The sequence below is a fragment of the Amycolatopsis viridis genome, assembly GCF_011758765.1.
GTDB classification, from domain to species: Bacteria; Actinomycetota; Actinomycetes; order Mycobacteriales; family Pseudonocardiaceae; genus Amycolatopsis_E; species Amycolatopsis_E viridis.
Genome location: NZ_JAANOU010000001.1, coordinates 4,718,825 through 4,735,940, shown reverse-complemented (window position 1 = coordinate 4,735,940; position 17,116 = coordinate 4,718,825). Strand labels below are relative to the sequence as shown.

The window sequence follows — 17,116 nt, the reverse complement described above, 5'->3', positions numbered from 1 at the left end:
TCACGGGTTCTCGCCAGTGTGGCACAAGGTCACCGCCGGGAGCGTCGGCCGAACGACGTCATTTCGGTGACCCGCCGTTCGGCTTCCCCAGCCGCCTTCTCCGCCGCCGTGACCGCCTTGCGCGCGGCCGTCACTTCCTTGCGCACCGCGCGTTCGGCCCGGACGGCTTCGTCCAAACGGGTGCGCAGGCCAGCAACCGTGTCGGCAGCTTTCGCCGCGCGGGCGGTGGTTTCGTCGAGGTTCTGCTGGGCCTCGTCGCGGGCGGCGGCTGCGGCGGCGGCGTTCGCGCGCGCCTCGGCCAGTGCCGCCTCCCGGCGTTCGGCTTCGGGGTCGCGTGGCCGCTTCTGCTTCGCCCGGGCCGGGGGAGGTGGTTGCGGCGCGGCCTTGCGGGCCGGCGACGCGGCGAGCGCGGCGGCGAGCCAGTCCTCCGAAGAGGACGGTGTCAACGCGGTGGACAACCGCCCCGCCCGCACTTCCGCCGCGGAGTCCGGATTGGACACGGCCGCTTCGAACGTGTCCTCGACCTGCCGTTCGGCGGCGTCGCCGTAGGCCACGCCCGCGGTGGCGGCGATGGCGCTCGCCAGGCCGCTCAACCGGCGGATCAGCTCGTTGCGCTGCCGGGACAGCGTGCGCAGCTCGTCGCCCGCGAGTTTCTGGTGCGCGGCCCGCAACCGCGACCCCAGATCGTCCAGCTGCTCGATCTCCCGCGGGTGCTGCCGCGCCACCTGGTTGACCAGCCACGCGGCGACCGTCGGCTTGCGCAGGCCGCTGATGCGCTTCGCGAGGTCCGGTTGCCGGGCCTTCGCCGCCTTGGCCCGTTCCGTGCGGGCGGCGGTGAACTCGTCCCGGGGCAGGGCGTACAGCTCGTCGGCGACCGTCTCGAACTTCATCGGCGCCCGCCCCGGGAGGTCATGGCACCATCATCGGCCCGCCGGCGATCAGCGGCAAACGCTCACTCGGCCTGCTGCTTCGCGATCTCCGCGCGCACCTGGTCCATGTCGACCTCGCGCAGCTTGCCGATCAGCTCCTCCAGGCTCGCCTCGGGCAGCGCGCCGGGCTGCGCGTAGAGCACGACGCCGTCCCGCACCGCCATCAGGGTCGGGATCGACTGGATGCCGAACGCCTGGGCCAGTTCGGTCTGGTCCTCGGTGTCGACCTTGCCGAACACGATGTCGTCGTGCCGGCCGGCCGCCCCCTCGAACACGGGTGCGAACATCCGGCAGGGCCCGCACCAGGCCGCCCAGAAGTCGACGAGCACCATGCCGTCGGAGTTGACGACCTCTTCGAAGTTGTCCTTGGTCAGGGTGACCGTCGCCATTCGTGAACCTCCTCGCAGATCCCTTCCCAACCGCAACAACCCTGGCCGGTGACCTATTCCGGCGAGCGCCGTCACGAAGTGGATGCGCGAGTCGCGCCACCGAAGCCGCGCAGGAGCCGGGCACGGACAGTAGTTGACGGACCCATGGTTGTCCGCGAAGTTGTGGTGGACAGACACATAGGCGTACCGCGGCCGGGCGCTTACCTTCGGTCGCCATGAGCGAGTACTGGGACGGGCGGGTCGCGCTGGTCACCGGCGCAGGCAGCGGGATCGGGCGGGCGTGTGCGGTCGCGCTGTCCGCGGCCGGGGCGAAGGTGCACGCCGTGGACATCGACTCCGGCGCCGCCGAGCGGGTCGCCGCCGAGACCGGCGGCTGGGCGCACACCGCCGACCTGGCCGACCCGGCGGCCGCCGCCGGGCTGCCCGCCGACGTCGACATCCTCGTCAACAACGCCGGCTTCCAGCACGTCGCGCCGCTGACCGAGTTCCCGCCCGAGGTGTTCACCCGCATGCACGCGGTCATGGTCACCGCGCCGTTCCTGCTGATCCGCCACGTGCTGCCGCACATGTACGCGCAGAACTGGGGTCGCATCGTGAACGTCTCCAGTGTGCACGGCCTGCGCGCGAGCGCCTTCAAATCCGCGTACGTCTCCGCGAAGCACGCGCTCGAAGGACTGTCCAAAGTGGCCGCTCTGGAAGGCGCGCCGCACGGGGTGACCAGCAACTGCGTCAGCCCGGGTTACGTCGACACGCCCCTGGTCCGCGGCCAGCTCGCCGACCAGGCCGCTGCGCACGGCCGTCCCGAGGACGAGATCGTCGGCGAGGTCCTGCTGCGGCGCGCCGCGATCAAGCGGCTCGTCGACCCGGCCGAGGTCGCCGACGCGGTGCGCTGGCTGTGCGGCCCGTCCGCCGGCCACATCACCGGCGTTTCCCTCCCCCTCGACGGCGGCTGGACCGCCGCCTGACGTTCCCGCCACGGCACAAAGGAGTGTTGCCCATGCCCCGCACCGAGAAGCACTCGATCGCGAAAGTCGTCGGCGCGAGCCTCGTCGGCACGACGATCGAGTGGTACGACTTCTTCCTCTACGGATCGGCCGCGGCCCTGGTCTTCAACAAGCTGTTCTTCCCCGGCAGCGATCCGCTGACCGGCACCCTGCTGTCCTTCGCGACCTACGCGATCGGCTTCCTCGCCCGGCCGCTGGGCGGTCTGGTGTTCGGCCACTTCGGCGACCGGGTGGGCCGCAAGAAGCTGCTGGTCTTCAGCCTGCTGCTGATGGGCGCGTCCACCTGCGCGATGGGCCTGCTGCCGACCTACGCCACGGTGGGCGTCGCCGCTCCGCTGCTGCTCACCGCGTTGCGGCTGATCCAGGGCTTCGCGCTCGGTGGCGAGTGGGGCGGCGCGGTGCTCATCGTGTCCGAGCACGGCGACGACCGCCGCCGCGGCTTCTGGGCCTCCTGGCCGCAGTGCGGCGCCCCGGGTGGCAACCTGCTGGCCACCGCGGTGCTCGCCGTGCTGGCCGCGGTGCAGTCCGACGCCGCATTCATCTCCTGGGGGTGGCGGATCCCGTTCCTGCTCTCCGGTGTGCTGGTGATGATCGGCCTGTGGATCCGGCTCACCGTCACCGAATCGCCGGTCTTCCTGGCCGCGCAGGAGAAGGCGCGGCAGCGCGGCGAACAGCACGGCGCCCCGGCGGTGGAGGTCTTCCGCACCGCCTGGCGACGGGTGCTCATCACCATCGGCGCCCGGATGGCGGAGAACGTGTCCTACTACGTCCTCACCGCGTTCATCCTGGTCTACGTCACCGGACCGCTCGGGCTGAGCAAGTCCACCGGGCTCAACGCGGTGCTCATCGGCTCGGCGATCCACTTCGTGACGATCCCGCTGTGGGGTGCCCTGTCCGACCGGGTCGGGCGCCGTCCGGTGTACCTGTTCGGCACCGTGGCGATGGCCGGCTGGGCGTTCGCGTTCTTCGCGCTGATGGACACCCGCTCGCCCGCGATGATCGTGCTCGCCGCGACCGTCGGCCTGGTGCTGCACGGCGCGATGTACGGGCCGCAGGCGGCGTTCTTCGCCGAGCAGTTCCCGACCCGTGTCCGCTACACCGGCCTGTCCATCGGCGGGCAGCTGTCCTCGATCGCGGCCGGCGCGCTGGCTCCGATCCTCGCGGTCGCGCTGTTCAAGGAGTTCGGCGGCACGCTCGCGGTCTCCTTGTACGTGGTGGCGATGTGCGTGCTCACCCTGATCGCGGTGACCAGCGCCAAGGAGACCGCGCGGACCTCGCTGCACGACGAGGCCGCCGCGCCCACCGGGAGCACCGCGGAACCCGTCGCCCGGTGAGACGATGACCGGCGTGGACCACGACGTGCGCCGGCTGCTCGACCTGCTCGCCGGCGGGGCGAGCAGCGAGCAGCTGGCGCACGCCGGCGCCGCCGACCCCAAGGCCACCGAGCTGGCGCTGCGCATCCACGCCACCCTGACCGCGCACCGCCGGCGCGAAGCCGAGCTGACCGCGTTGTTCGACACGGCCAGCGACCTGGCCCGCCTGCGTGACCCGGACGCCGTGCTCCGCTCGATCGTGCGCCGGGCCCGGACGCTGCTCGGCGCCGACGTCTCCTACCTCAGCCTCAACGACGAAACCGCCGGGCGCACCTACATGCGCGTCACCGACGGGTGCGTGTCGCCGCTGTTCAAGGAAGTCATCCTGGGCATGGGCGAGGGGCTCGGCGGCCTGGTGGCGCAGAGCGCGCGCCCCTACGCGACCCCGGACTACTTCCGGGACGAGCGGTTCCGGCACACCAGCCCGATCGACGAGGCGGTGCGCGACGAGGGGCTGGCCGCGATCCTCGGCGTTCCGCTGTCGCTGGGCGGGACGGTGATCGGCGTGCTGTACGCGTCCGACCGCACACCGCGCGACTTCACGCCGGACGAGGTCGCGTTGCTGTCGTCGCTGGCCGACCACGCCGTCATCGCGCTCGACAACGCCCGCCTGCTGGACGAGATCAGCTCGCACTCGGCGGCGATGCACCGCGCGGAGGAGGCGCACGACCGGCTGATGGACCTGGTGCTGCGCGGCGGTGACGTGCCTGAGGTGGCCGCCGCGCTGGCCGGCGTCCTGCACGGCTCGATCGGGTTGTTCGACGCGGCGGGCGAGGAACTGGCACACGCCGGAACCGCCCCGCCCGCGCCCGATCCGGAGGTGGTCGCGGCGTCGCGCAGCACCGGCCGCTCGGTGGCCGGGGACGACTCGCTGGTGTGCGCGGTGCAGGCCGGTCCGGAACTGCTCGGCAGCATGGTGCTGGCCGGGCGGGACGCGCTGCTCGACGCCGACCGGCGGCTGTTCGAGCGGGCCGCCGTCGTGACCGCGCTGCTGCTCCTGCTCCGCCGGTCGGTGGCGAAGGCCGAGGAGGAGGTCCGCGGCGAGCTGCTCACCGACCTGCTGACCGCGCCGGACCGCAACCCGGGCGCCCTGCTCACCCGGGCCGGACGGCTGGGTGTCGACCTGACCGAAGCGCACGCGGTGCTGGTCGCGCACGCCGAGTCGGTGTCCCGGGCCCGGCTCGCGGTGGCCGCCGCGCGGCACGCCACGCTGGCCGGTATCCACGCCGAGGAGGTGGTGCTGCTGGTGCGCGGCGACGATCCGGACGCGGTGGCGGCACGCACCGCCGAAGCGCTGACGGCCGCCGTGGACACCCCGGTGACGGTGGGCGCGGCCGGCCCGGCCCGTGGTCCGGTGGCGATCGCCGGTGCCCACGCGGAAGCCGTCCGGTGCCTGCGTGCGCTGCTGGCGCTGGGCCGTTCCGGTGACGGCGCGTCGGCCGCCGGGCTGGGGTTCCTCGGCGTGCTGCTCGGCGATCGCGGGGACCTGACCGGGTTCGTGCGGCGCACGCTCGGCCCGGTGCTGGACTACGACGAGCGGCGCGGCACCGATCTGATCGGCACCTTGCAGGCCTACTTCGCGGCGGGCGGCAACTCCACGCGCGCGAAGGAGGCGCTGCACGTCCACGTGAACACGGTGGTGCAGCGGCTGGACCGCGTCGCGACCCTCCTCGGTGACGACTGGCAGGAGCCCGGCCGGGCGCTGGAGATCCAGCTCGCGCTGCGGGTGCACGCCCTGCACGCGTGACTACCGCACCGAGCGGGTAACCGGCGCGCGGCGAAGGGAGACCCGATGAAGGTGACCGCGGCGGATCTGAAGGCGCTGCTGGAGGCCGGCGACGGAGCGCGGCTCGTGCTGCAGGAGGGCCGGCTCGAGGTGCTGCCGGCCGGTGACGCGCCGGGCGGCGCGCTGACCGTCATCGAGCGTGACGCGCTGCGGCAGCGGGCCGGGGACCAGCCCGGCGAGCACGAACTCGACGAGCAGGCGGCGATCCTCTCCACCGAGATCGACACCCTCGGCGCCTAGCGGCCGCGGCAAGCGAACCTCGGCGATGGACGCGTTCGTGATCCGCGCCGCCCGCGTGTTCGACGGCGAGCGGGCGCATGACGACCTGCCGGTCGTCGTGCGGGACGGGCGGATCGACGCGGTCGGCGGCCCGGTGCCGGCCGGGCTGCCGGTGGTCGGCTCGCCCGGCACGCTGCTGCCCGGGTTGTTCGACATGCACACCCACCTCTGCGGGGATGGTGCGCCCGGCGCGCTCGACCGGCTCGCCGGCTACTCCGCCGACGAGCTGGACCAGGTGATCGAGCGTGCGCTGCGGGCCCAGCTCGCCGCCGGGGTCACCACGGTGCGGGACCTGGGCGACCGCCGCTACGCGACCCTGCGCTGGCGCGGCCGGCCCGGAGTGCCCACGATCCTCGCCGCCGGGCCGCCGATCACCAGCGTCGGCGGGCACTGCTGGAACATGGGCGGCGAGGCCGACGGCCCGGACGCGCTGCGGGCGGCCGTGGCCGAGCGGGCCGAGCGCGGCGTGGACGTCGTGAAGGTGATGGCCAGCGGCGGCGGCATGACGCCGGGCACCGACATCATGGCCTGCCAGTTCACGCTCGCCGAGCTGCGGCTGATCGTCGAGGAGGCGCACGCGGCCGGTCTGCCGGTGACCGCGCACGCGCACGGCACCCCGGCCGTCGAGCAGGCGGTGGCGGCCCGGGTGGACGGGATCGAGCACTGCAGTTGCTTCACGCCGGACGGCATCCGGATGAGCGACGAGCTGGCCGCCACGATCGCCGGACAGGACATCACGGTGTGCCCCACGCTCGGGGCGGTCGGCGCGATGACGCCGCCACCGGCCCTGCAGGAATTCCTGGTTCGCACGGGCTCGACGATCCGCGACCGGATCGGCCAGGTGGCCCGGCTGGCGGCCGCCGGCGTGCGGATCGTGTCCGGCGGCGATTCGGGCATCTCCCCGGGCAAACCACACGGGATGGTCGCCAGCTCGGTGGAATGGCTGGTGGACGGCGGTGTCGACACCGCGGCGGCCCTCGCCTCGGCGACCTCGGTGGCCGCGGACGTGGCCGGTCTGGGTGGCCGCAAGGGCCGTATCCGTCCCGGTTTCGACGCCGACCTGGTGCTGGTGGACGGCGATCCGCTGACCGACATCACGGCCCTGGCGCGGCCCGAGCGGGTGTGGCTGGCCGGGGTGTCCTAGCCGGCTGCGCACGACCACCGGCGTGGCGCGGTCACCACCCCAGCGAGCGGACCAGGTGCCGCAGCTCGGACTCGTAGAGCTTTTCCACGTCGGTGACCTGCGGACCGAGGTGCCCGTAGACCTCGAGCGAGATGAGGCCGTGCATCCGGCCCCACGTCCGCAGCGACAGCGCCAGCACGGCGGGCGGCAGGCCGGGGAACTCCTCGTGCATGTGCCGCACCAGCTCCGGGCCGAAGTCCGCCCAGGTGAACTCGTCCGGCGGCGCTCCCATCGACGGCCACGCGGCGGCGACCAGCCCGGTCAGTCCCGCGCACGCGCGGAGCCCGGCGTCGGCCGCTGCGCCACCGTCCGGCGGGCGGTAGCCGGGCACCGGGTCGCCGTAGACGAGGCGGAACCCCTCCGGGTTGTCCAGCGACCACCGCCGCAGCGCCCGGCCCCAGGCCAGGATCCGCCCGCCCGGATCGTCGGCGGGCACCGCGTCCCGCGCCCGCTCCACGGTGTCCAGGAGCGAGGTGTAGACGTCCGAGATCAGCGTCGTGATCAGGTCGTCCCGGGTGGGGTAGTAGCCGTAGATCGCGCCGGCGGTCATGCCCATCTCCCGCGCGATGGCGCGCAGGGAGATGGCGTCCGGCCCGCCCTTGGCCATCAGCTCCAGCGCGATCGTCTTGATCTCGCGCGCCGTCTCCGCCCGCAGTCGTTCCCGGCGGCTCGTCCGCACTTCGCCCACCTTGACACTGTACGGCGTTGGTCTACTATCGCCCGTGCAGTCACTACACGGCGTGTAGTAAATGAACGATGATGAGGAGCAGTCGTGGCGAGAGCGGTGGTGTTCGACCAGCTGGGCGGACCCGAGGTGTTGCGGGTCGAGGACCGGCCGGTCCCCGAACCGGGACCGGGGGAGGTGCGCATCCGCGTGGACGCGATCGGCCTCAACCGGGCCGAGGCGATGTTCCGCGCCGGCACCTATTTCGAGCAGCCGGTGCTGCCCGGCTCGGGTATGGGCTACGAGGCGGCCGGCGTGGTGGAAACCGCCGTCGAGGGCTTCCCCGAGGGCACCGAGATCAGCACGATGGCCTCGTTCTCCATGCGGGAGTACGGCGTGTACGGCGACCGCGTCGTCGTACCGGCGTCCAGCCTGGTCCGCCGCACCGTCGACGAGGTCACCGGCGCCGCGGTCTGGCTCACCTACCAGACCGCGTACGGAGCGCTGGTCGAACGGGGCGGCCTGCGCCCCGGCGACCCCGTGCTGCTCACCGCCGCCTCCAGCGGGGTCGGCCTGGCCGCGATCCAGATCGCCAACCACTTCGGAGCGGTGCCGATCGCGGTCACCCGCACCAGCGCCAAGCGCGACCAGCTGCTCGCCGCCGGCGCTGCGCACGTCGTCACCCTGGACTCGCAGGACCTGGTCGAGGAGGTGCGCGCATTCACCGGCGGCGAGGGTGCCCGGCTGACGTTCGACTCCGTGGGCGGCCCGGGCGTGGTGGACCTGGTGGAAGCCACCGCCGTCGGCGGCCTGCTCATCGAGTACGGCTGGGTGGCCGGGAAGCCGCCGCTGCCGATGAACTGGAACCGGCAGGTCACCGTCTTCGGCTACGGCAACGTCAGCTACCTCCAGCGCGATCCCGCACGGCGCCGGCGGTCGGAGCACTTCATCAACGCCGGACTGCGCCTCGGCACGCTGCGCCCCGCCGTGGACCGGGTGTTCGACGACCTGTCCGACATCGTCGAGGCCCACCGGCACCTCGAGTCCAACGCCCAGGTGGGCAAGGTCGTGGTCCGCGTCCGGCACTGAGCGAGTGAACCGCCGCCGATCCGGGTAGCCCCCCGGCGAAGCGAAGGAGGACATCGTGCCGACGGACAACAAGGACGTCATCGCGTTGCTGGAGGACCAGCACCAGGAGATCCGCCGACTGTTCGGCGAGGTCGAACGGGCCAAGGGCGACGAACGCCGGGACGCGTTCCGCGAGCTCGTGCGCCTGCTGTCGGTGCACGAAACAGCCGAGGAAGAACTGGTCCACCCCGAGGTGCGCCGCCAGGAGGGTGGCGAGCAGATCGTGGAGGCACGGCTCGGCGAGGAGCACCGCGCCAAGGAACTGCTGTCCACATTGGACGATATGGGGCCGGACGCGGAGGGCTTCGACACGCTGCTCATCCAGCTCCGGGACGACGTGCTGGCCCACGCCGAACACGAGGAGCGGGCCGAGTTCCCCCTGCTGCGCCGGCACTGCGACGCCTCGCGGCTCGCGGCGATGGCCGACACCGTGCGGGCGGCCGAGGCGGTGGCCCCCACCCGCCCGCACCCCGGTGCGGAAAGCGCCGCGAAGAACATGCTGCTCGGCCCGCCCGCCGCGCTCATGGACCGGGCGCGCGACGCCATCCGGAGCATTCTGAAGCGGTGACACCCGGGCCGGCCGCCCCCACTGCAACGGGCGGCCGGCCCGGCTCACCGCCGGTCGGGAGCGGCCGGCCGCGGTCGGAGGAAGACCCGCAACCGCTGCGTCGGGACTTCGACGACCAGCCAGGACAGCAGCCCGCAGGCGTACGCGAGCGGCAACGCCAGCGCCATCAGCAGGAACGGGTCGCGCACACCGGCGAACACGATCAGTTGCTGCACCGGCATCGCCCAGATGTACATGCCGTAGCTGCCGTAGACCCACTTGTCGTACCGCGCCAGCCGGCGCGGCCAGTGGTGCGCCCACACGATCGCGCCGTACCCCGCGGCGAACGGCAGGACGGTCCGCGCGCACGGGTGCAGCACCGGCACGAAGTTGACCACCAGGTACAGGGCGACGCCCGCGTACGCGGCGCCGCGGGACAACGGGATCGTGCCGGCGAAGCGGTGCAGCACCATCCCGGTCACGAACGCCACCCCGAACGCGACCGTCGCACCGACCGGCATCGACAGGAACGAGCCACCGCGGCCCTGGAAGGCATAGGTGGCACCGAGGAAACCGTCGAGCACCACGATGCCGGCGAGCACCGCGAACAGGCCCGCGCGGGCGCGGGCGAGCAGCCCGGCCAGTCCCGCGACGAGGACCAGGGCGTACCCGGTGGTCTCCATCGGCAGTGTCCACAGTGAGCCGTTCGCCGACCAGGGGTACGGGTTGTTCGCGAACACGCCGGGCAGCAGGTGCTGCAGCGGGTACATCGCCGCGTTGTGCACCACGTAGCCCCAGGTCGCCGGGTCCCGCCAGTACTCCGCCTGATCCACCAGCGTGACCAGCGGGCCGATCACGAACGCGGTGACCATGACGACCACCAGCAGCGGCGGCCAGATGCGCAGCACCCGCTTGACGGCGTAGCGCCACCACGACGCGTCCCGCGTCCAGCTGTCGGTGATCTGGAACCCGCTCATCGCGAAGAAGCCCATGAGCGCGAAGTAGCCGGGCGAGATCTGCCAGCTCTGCGGCAGCATCCACAGCCGCTCCGGGTTCACCAGCGGGAACGAGTGCTCGATCACCACCATGCTCGCACCGATGAGCCGCAGCGAGGCGAACCCGGTCTCCGCCTTGGCGTAGCGGGCGGGCCGGATCTCCTGGGTGCGCTCCGCCGCGTTGCCGACCGCGACCACGGCTCAGCCCAGCAGCCCGGTCAGCGTGGCACGGGCGGCTTCGGGGCCGAACTGCGCGGCCACCGCGTCCTGACCGGCGCGGGACAACCGCAGCCACAGCTCGTCGTCGGTGAGCAGCGACAAGATTCCCGCGGCGATCTCCTCGGCCTTGTCGCCCACCAGCACCTCGGCCGCGTGCCGCAACCGCATGCCCTCGAACGCCAGCGTCGTGCCGACCACCGGCACCCCGGCGGCGAGGCTCTCGCCGACCTTGCCCTTCACACCGGCGCCGAACCGCAACGGCGCCACCGACAACCGCGCCGTCCCGTAGAGCGCGGCGAGATCGGGCACCCACCCCCGGAACCGGACGCCGTGCCCGTCGAGCGCGCGCAGCTCGTCCGTCGGATCGTGCCCGACGACGTCCAGCACCGCGTCCGGCCGTTCGCGGCGGACCAGCGGCCAGATCTCCCCGGCCAGCCAGTGGGCCGCGTCCCGGTTGGGCGCGTGCTCGAAGCTGCCCACGAACAGCACACCCGGCCGCCCCGCCGGGCTCGCCGGTGGCCCTGGACTGTGCACATTGGACAGCACTTCGACCGGCGCGCCGGGCGCCAGCTCGGCCAGCAGGTCCCGTTCCGCCTCCGACACCACGAGCGTGCGGTCGCAGGCCCGCACCAGCGCCAGCTCCAGCTCGCGGTACAGCCGGGCGCGGTGGTGCAGCATCGCCGAGGTCTCCGGCGCGCCGCCGAGCCGCTCCACCAGCTCGGCCTCCCGCGCCAGCCGCACGAAGTGCAGGTCGACGGTGTCGAACACGATCCGCGCCCGGGGTGCGCAGATCCGCAGCCGGTCCGCCAGGTGCCACGCCACGGTGGGCCGGGACAGCAGCGCCAGCCGGATCCGGCCGCCTGCCTCGTGCAGGAACTGTTCCCGGGTGGCCGGATCGGGCAGGACGGTGACCCCCGCGCGCCGCAGCTGGTCGAGGTAGGGCTGCCGGGGCGCGTCGTGCATCGGGCAGAACACCACCCGGTGCCCGAGCGCGACCAGTTCGTCCAGCAGGGCGCGCATGCGCACCGAGCCCGAGTCGCGGTCCGGCGCCGGCACCACGACGTCGGCGACCAGGACGAACTCGGCCTCCCGCGGCGGACGGCCCGGCGTCCGCTGGCGCGCCACCCACAGCGTGGTGCCCGGGTCGGTCTGCTCGGCGAGGGCGGCCGCCCACTTCTCCGCGAACACCGTACGGTTGATCTCCTGGAACCGCTTGGTGCCCCGGGTGATGTCGGTTCCGTGCGAAACACCCTCGTGGTGGACGACGACCGCGTCCGGAACCACCACGACGCGGTAGCCCGCGTCCCGGACCGCGAACGCGAGGTCGGTATCTTCGTAGTAGGCGGGGGAGTAGCGCTCGTCGAACCCGCCGAGCCGCTCCCACAGGTCGCGCCGCACCGCGATGGCCGCGCCGGAGCAGTAGTCGACGTCGCGAACGCCCTGGTAGCGCGGGTCGTCCGGGTCGTCACCGTGCCCGTAGTTCGCCGCGCTGCCGTCGGCGAACACGATGCCGCCGCACTCCTGCAACCGGCCATCCGGGTACACCAGTTTCGCCCCGGCGAGGCCGACCGACTCGTCGCCGCGGACCACGCCGGTGAGCGCGTCCAGCCACCCGGGCCGGACCTCGGTGTCGTTGTTGAGCAGCACCAGCAGCTCGCCGCGGGCCTGCGCGGCACCGAGGTTGACGGCCCCGCCGAACCCGGTGTTCTCCGGGGTGCGCACCAGCCGCACGCCCGGGCTCGCCGCGAGCTGCGCGGCCGAGTCGTCGGGCGAGGCGTCGTCGACCACCACGACCTCGAACGGCACCTGCGCACCGCTGTCCTCGATCGACCGGAGGCAGCGGCGCGTGTAGCTCCACTGGCCGTGCACCGGGATCACGATGGTGACCAGCGGTTCGTCGCTCGTGCTCACCGCGACCGGGCCTTCGGGGGCGCGGCGGCGCGGCCGGTACCGCTCGATCAGCCGCCGTGCCGGCGGCCCACCGGCGCGGCCCGAGGTCAGCCGCTCGATCTCGGTGCGCAAGGGCTCCGCGGCGCCCTCGGCGGCGGCCGCGAGCAGCGTTTCGTCCGGGTCGAGCAGGGTGGCCGCCGCCGGCGGCTCCACCGGCTCGTCGGAGGCGATCCCGACCAGGTGGGTGTGCGGCGCGCCGGGACCGGCCGACCAGGTGCCCGCGTGGCGCAGCTGCTGCGACAGCACCGGTCCGTGCTCGCGATCGCCGGTCAGCACCGAGCCGACCGCGACGTGCTGCCGCAGGACCGTCACGTGCCGGAACGAGCCGCCGAGCAGCGCGCGGAACGCGGGCTCGGTGAGCCCGCCGCCGGAACGCGGTGTCCCGGTGGCCAACGTGTCGGGCGTGGCGGCGAAGAAGAGGCCGCCGGGGGCGAGCCGCTCGCGCACCACGCGGACCAGCTCGTCCGGCTCCGCGTCCTGCCCGGCCAGGTCGAAGCAGGTGATGACACCGAACTGCCCGGCACCGAACTCCCCGGTGCGGGGGCCGGGCCGCACCAGCTCGGCGGCGCTGGCCGCCAGCAGCGCACTGCCCTGCCCGGCGCCGCCGGTGAGGTCGAGCACGCGGCGCCCGAACGCGTAGCGGGCGGCGAGGGCGTAGCGGTGGTACTGCTCGTAGATCACCCGGACCTCGCCGGACACGCTCCCCGGGGAACCCATGGGCCGGAAGGCTACCGGTACCGCAGGTGGTCCGGTGACCGATGCCCGGTAATCTCCGGCGGGGAGGGAATAACCGACGGTGTCCACTTTCGCCCGCCGCCAGCGCCGGGAGCTCAACCTCGGGATCGCGATCGTCGTGGTTCTGGCGCTGGGACTCGCCGTGTCCGCCGCCGGTTACCTCCGCACGAGCAACGCCGGCCTGCCCGACCCGCCGGACGCCAAGCCGGCGCCCGCGGACAGCGCGGGAGCGCTCGTCGAACCGCCCGGCGCACCCGGCCCGGGCGGGCCGTTCCAGCTCGCCGCGTTGCGCAGCACCGTGTTCCTGCCGCAGCCGCTGGTCGACGTGCTCACCACGGCCGGCCTGCCCGACGCGGTACGCCGGACCGGTGTGCGGGCGGATGCGACGACCACGCTCTTCGCCCTGGTCACCACCGATGCGCCGGCCGCGGTCGCTGCCTACGGCCAGGGGATGGCGGACCAGGGCCTGACCACCGACCGAGAGCTGTCGCTGCGGGGCGTCATCGTCCACCGGACCCCGATGGGTACCGCACCGGCCCGGTTCGGCACGGCGTACGTGCTCTACGACCGGGTGGTGGTCGTCGAAACGACCGGCTCGGGAGAGACCGCGCGGGACGTCTTCCGCGCGACGCTGGACCGGCAGATCGCGCTGGCACCGCCGGCCGGCGGGTCGTGACTCCGGAGTGGACGGTCCTAGCCGCCGGCCCAGTCCGCGTAGGAGTCCCACGCGCCCAGCCGGCGCGCGCTTTCGAAGCGCAGCTCGCGGCCCGTCCGCGGATCGGTGAACGCGAGCACCTTCGCCAGCAGCTGGAGCGGCCGGGAGAAGTCACCGGGCAGCACCTCCCGGACCACCGGGTAGAGCGGATCGCCGAGGATCGGGATCCCCAGCGAGTTCAGGTGCACGCGCAGCTGGTGCGTGCGGCCGGTTCCGGGCACCAGCCGGTACCGGCCCAGCCCGTCGCGGTGCTCCAGCAGCTCCACGTACGTCGACGCGTTCGCCGGCCCGGGCAGCTCACGCGCCGTCAGCACCCCGCGCTTCTTCACGATCCGGCTGGTCACCGTCCGCGGCAGCGCCAGGTCCGGCGCGTACGGTGCGATCGCCTCGTATTCCTTGTGCACCAGCCGGTCCCGGAACAGGTTCTGGTAGGTGCTGCGGTGCTCCGCGGTCTTGACGAACATCAGCACGCCCGCGGTGAGCCGGTCCAGCCGGTGCGCCGGGGAGAGGCCGGGCAGGTCGCGCGCGTGCCGCAACCGCACCAGCGCGGTCTCCCGCACGTGCCCGCCCCGCGGCGTGGTCGCCAGGAAGTGCGGCTTGTCGGCCACCAGCAGCGCGTCGTCCTCGTGCAGCACGGTGAGTTCGAACGGCACCGGCACCTCGTCCTGGCGGTCCCGGTGGAACCACAGGAACGTGCCGGGCGTGAACGGGGTGTCCGTGCCGATCGGCCCGTCCACCCCGACGACCGCGCCCTCGGCGAGCATGGCGTCGATCGTCTCCGGCGGCAGCTTGGTCAGCTTCCGCACCAGGTAGTCGCGGATCGTGGCCCACGGGCCCGCCGGCGGGGTCCGGATGCGCGCCGCGTTGACCCCGTCGCGCGGCGGCAACGGGGACGGGGGCGGCTTGCGTCTCATCGACCAGCACTGTAGCCGCCACGTCCGCGCAGCTCGGACCGGAGCCGGACGGCCGGGGCCGGGGGCGCCTACACTGGAGGCGCTCCCTCCGCCCCAGGTGGCCGGCCGGTCCGCGCAGCGAGGCGGCGGGCCGCAATCCCCGGGGTTGTCGGTGCCCTCGGTTACCCTGCACTCTCGTGGGGCCACGGGCGCCACATCACCCCAATCGCTACTGGGAGAGAAGAACCTGTGACTGCTTCGGCTGAGCCTCTCTACGGGGCCGACGACCTTACCCACCTGGAAGGCCTGGAAGCGGTCCGCAAGCGCCCCGGCATGTACATCGGGTCGACCGACAGCCGCGGCGTCAACCACCTGTTCAGCGAGATCGTCGACAACTCGACGGACGAGGGTGTCGGGGGCCACGCGACCCGGGTGGTGGTGACGCTGCACGCGGACGGCAGCGTCCAGGTCGACGACGACGGGCGCGGTATCCCGACCGGCGTGCACGCCAAGTCCGGTCTGTCCGGTGTCGAGCTGGTGCTGACCCGGCTGCACGCGGGCGGCAAGTTCGGTGGGTCCGGCTACAAGACCTCCGGCGGTCTGCACGGCGTCGGTGCCTCGGCGGTGAACGCGTTGTCCCACCGGTTCGACGTCACGGTCAAGCAGGGCGGCAAGGTGCACGAGATGTCGTTCGCGCACGGCACGCCCGGTGTGTTCGACGGGCCCGGCCCGAAGGCGAAGTTCACGCCGCAGCCGGGTCTGCGCGTCGCCGGGAAGATGAAGCGCGGCGAGCGCACCGGCACCTCGATCCGCTACTGGCACGACGCGCGTTACTTCGAAAAGGGCGCGGAGCTCGACGTCGAGCAGGTGCGCACCAAGCTGCGCAACACCGCGTTCCTCGTGCCCGGCGTGGAGTACGTGCTGCGCACCGCCACCGAGGGGTCGATCAGCGAGGAGACGTTCCACTTCCCGCACGGCCTGTCCGACATGGTGGAGTACCTCGCGCCGTCGGACGAGAAGCCGGTGTCCGGCACGCTGATCATCCGCGGGGAGGGCACGTACAAGGAGAACGCGGCCGACGCCAACGGGGTCATGCGGTCCAATGTGGAGCGTCAGGCCGAGGTGGAGATCGCGCTGCGCTGGGGCACCGGCTACGAGCGCACCGTCGAGTCCTTCACCAACACGATCCGCAACGTGCACGGCGGCACGCACCGCCGCGGCTTCGACCGCGGGGTCACCAAGGCGGTGCAGGAAGCGATTTCCCGCACCCGCGGCCTGCTCAAGGCCAAGGAGGACCTGCCCACGCTCGACGACGTGCTCGAGGGCATGACGGCGGTCATCCACGTGCGCATCCCGGAGCCGCAGTTCACCTCGCAGACCAAGGACGAGCTGTCCACCACCGGCATCACGCGCGTGGTGCAGGGCGTCGTCGAGCGGCACCTCAGGGAGTGGACGGAGCACCGCCGGACCAAGGCCGAGGCCAAGGTGGTGCTGCAGAAGGTCGTCGACGCCGCGCGCGTGCGGCTGACGCAGAAGCAGCAGAAGGACGCCGCGCGCCGCAAGACCGCGCTGGAGGGCGCGGCGATGCCGCCGAAGCTCGTCGACTGCCGCACCACCGGCATCTCGCGCAGCGAGCTGTTCCTCGTGGAGGGTGACAGCGCGCTCGGCTCGGCCCGCATGGCGCGGGTGTCGGAGTACCAGGCGCTGCTGCCGCTGCGCGGCAAGATCCTCAACGTGCAGAAGGCGTCGCTGGGCGACACGCTGAAGAACGCCGAGATCGCCTCGATCGTGCAGGTGCTCGGCGCGGGCACCGGGCGCACGTTCGACCTGTCCGCGATGCGGTACGGCCGGGTCATCCTGATGGCCGACGCGGACGTGGACGGCTCGCACATCCGGACACTGCTGATCACGTTGTTCGCCAAGTACATGCGGCCGGTGATCGAGGACGGCCGCCTGTTCGCCGCGATGCCGCCGCTGCACAAGATCGTGACGAAGGGCCGCAACCCGGAGACGATCTTCACCTTCACGCAGCGCGAGATGGAGCAGAAGGTCGCCGAGCTGGAGGCCGCCGGCAAGCAGATCGTCAAGCCGGTCCCGCGGTTCAAGGGCCTGGGCGAGATGGACGCCGACGAGCTGTGGGAGACCACGATGAACCCGGCCACCCGGTCGGTCCGCCGCATCACCCTGGACGACGCCGAGGCCGCCGAAGCGGCGCTGGAACTGCTGATGGGGGAGAAGGTCGAACCCCGGCGCAACTGGCTCGTCGAATCCGCCGCCCGGGTGGACCGCGAAGCGATCGACGTCTGAGCTTTTCCTAGGAGACAACA

At 72.9% G+C, this 17,116-nt stretch carries 15 protein-coding genes; 9 read left to right on the top strand and 6 right to left on the bottom strand.

Translation table 11 applies throughout. The annotated features are described in order from the left end of the window. Nucleotides 1–29 precede the first annotated feature (29 nt). Together FHX46_RS23440 and trxA are read right to left on the bottom strand one after the other, a co-directional pair. Nucleotides 30–890, bottom strand: a complete 861-nt coding sequence (locus FHX46_RS23440) for a hypothetical protein (protein WP_167119001.1) — start codon at nucleotides 888–890, stop codon at nucleotides 30–32. Between the two features lie 62 nt (nucleotides 891–952). Next, the gene (gene trxA, locus FHX46_RS23435; RefSeq protein WP_167118999.1) at nucleotides 953–1,318 is read right to left on the bottom strand and encodes a thioredoxin; all 366 of its coding nucleotides are present in this window, start codon (nucleotides 1,316–1,318) and stop codon (nucleotides 953–955) included. A 215-nt stretch (nucleotides 1,319–1,533) separates the two neighbouring features. On the opposite strand from trxA, the gene FHX46_RS23430 reads away from it, so the two are divergent. Genes FHX46_RS23430 through FHX46_RS23410 form a run of 5 tightly spaced genes read left to right on the top strand, consistent with a single transcriptional unit; the run spans nucleotide 1,534 to nucleotide 6,904 of the window. Continuing rightward, complete coding sequence (locus FHX46_RS23430) at nucleotides 1,534–2,283, top strand: 3-hydroxybutyrate dehydrogenase (protein ID WP_167118997.1); 750 nt, start codon at nucleotides 1,534–1,536, stop codon at nucleotides 2,281–2,283. A 32-nt stretch (nucleotides 2,284–2,315) separates the two neighbouring features. Next, nucleotides 2,316–3,656 (top strand): MFS transporter, encoded by a 1,341-nt coding sequence (locus FHX46_RS23425; RefSeq protein ID WP_167118994.1) that lies wholly within the window; start codon nucleotides 2,316–2,318, stop codon nucleotides 3,654–3,656. Between the two features lie 4 nt (nucleotides 3,657–3,660). Further along, the gene (locus FHX46_RS23420; RefSeq protein ID WP_167118991.1) at nucleotides 3,661–5,442 is read left to right on the top strand and encodes a helix-turn-helix domain-containing protein; all 1,782 of its coding nucleotides are present in this window, start codon (nucleotides 3,661–3,663) and stop codon (nucleotides 5,440–5,442) included. 45 nt (nucleotides 5,443–5,487) lie between these two features. Continuing rightward, entirely contained in the window at nucleotides 5,488–5,721 is a 234-nt protein-coding gene (locus tag FHX46_RS23415) for a hypothetical protein (protein WP_167118987.1), read from the top strand. A 25-nt stretch (nucleotides 5,722–5,746) separates the two neighbouring features. Next, nucleotides 5,747–6,904 (top strand): amidohydrolase family protein, encoded by a 1,158-nt coding sequence (locus FHX46_RS23410; RefSeq protein ID WP_167118984.1) that lies wholly within the window; start codon nucleotides 5,747–5,749, stop codon nucleotides 6,902–6,904. 31 nt (nucleotides 6,905–6,935) lie between these two features. On the opposite strand, the gene FHX46_RS23405 is transcribed toward FHX46_RS23410, so the two are convergent. Further along, nucleotides 6,936–7,631 carry a TetR/AcrR family transcriptional regulator gene (locus FHX46_RS23405; protein ID WP_167118981.1) on the bottom strand — a complete coding sequence of 232 codons (696 nt, stop codon included), beginning with the start codon at nucleotides 7,629–7,631 and terminating at the stop codon, nucleotides 6,936–6,938. 84 nt (nucleotides 7,632–7,715) lie between these two features. Here FHX46_RS23405 and FHX46_RS23400 point away from each other — a divergent pair, with 84 nt between their 5' ends. Next, nucleotides 7,716–8,696 carry a zinc-dependent alcohol dehydrogenase family protein gene (locus FHX46_RS23400; protein ID WP_167118978.1) on the top strand — a complete coding sequence of 327 codons (981 nt, stop codon included), beginning with the start codon at nucleotides 7,716–7,718 and terminating at the stop codon, nucleotides 8,694–8,696. Nucleotides 8,697–8,751: 55 nt separating this feature from the next. Beyond that, nucleotides 8,752–9,303: a hemerythrin domain-containing protein gene (locus FHX46_RS23395; RefSeq protein ID WP_167118975.1), complete on the top strand. Its 552-nt coding sequence runs from the start codon at nucleotides 8,752–8,754 to the stop codon at nucleotides 9,301–9,303. Nucleotides 9,304–9,347: 44 nt separating this feature from the next. On the opposite strand, the gene FHX46_RS23390 is transcribed toward FHX46_RS23395, so the two are convergent. After that, the gene (locus tag FHX46_RS23390) at nucleotides 9,348–10,475 is read right to left on the bottom strand and encodes an acyltransferase family protein (RefSeq protein ID WP_167118973.1); all 1,128 of its coding nucleotides are present in this window, start codon (nucleotides 10,473–10,475) and stop codon (nucleotides 9,348–9,350) included. A gap of 3 nt (nucleotides 10,476–10,478) precedes the next feature. Then, nucleotides 10,479–13,163: a glycosyltransferase gene (locus FHX46_RS23385; RefSeq protein WP_167118970.1), complete on the bottom strand. Its 2,685-nt coding sequence runs from the start codon at nucleotides 13,161–13,163 to the stop codon at nucleotides 10,479–10,481. 79 nt (nucleotides 13,164–13,242) lie between these two features. Here FHX46_RS23385 and FHX46_RS23380 point away from each other — a divergent pair, with 79 nt between their 5' ends. Continuing rightward, the gene (locus FHX46_RS23380) at nucleotides 13,243–13,857 is read left to right on the top strand and encodes a hypothetical protein (RefSeq protein WP_167118967.1); all 615 of its coding nucleotides are present in this window, start codon (nucleotides 13,243–13,245) and stop codon (nucleotides 13,855–13,857) included. A gap of 17 nt (nucleotides 13,858–13,874) precedes the next feature. Here FHX46_RS23380 and FHX46_RS23375 read toward each other — a convergent pair whose 3' ends face one another. Further along, nucleotides 13,875–14,810 (bottom strand): pseudouridine synthase, encoded by a 936-nt coding sequence (locus FHX46_RS23375; RefSeq protein WP_167118964.1) that lies wholly within the window; start codon nucleotides 14,808–14,810, stop codon nucleotides 13,875–13,877. Between the two features lie 228 nt (nucleotides 14,811–15,038). Between FHX46_RS23375 and FHX46_RS23370 the strand changes: the two genes are divergently transcribed. Beyond that, on the top strand, nucleotides 15,039–17,096 hold the full coding sequence (locus tag FHX46_RS23370; RefSeq protein WP_167118961.1) for a DNA gyrase/topoisomerase IV subunit B: 2,058 nt from the start codon (nucleotides 15,039–15,041) through the stop codon (nucleotides 17,094–17,096). Nucleotides 17,097–17,116 lie beyond the last annotated feature (20 nt).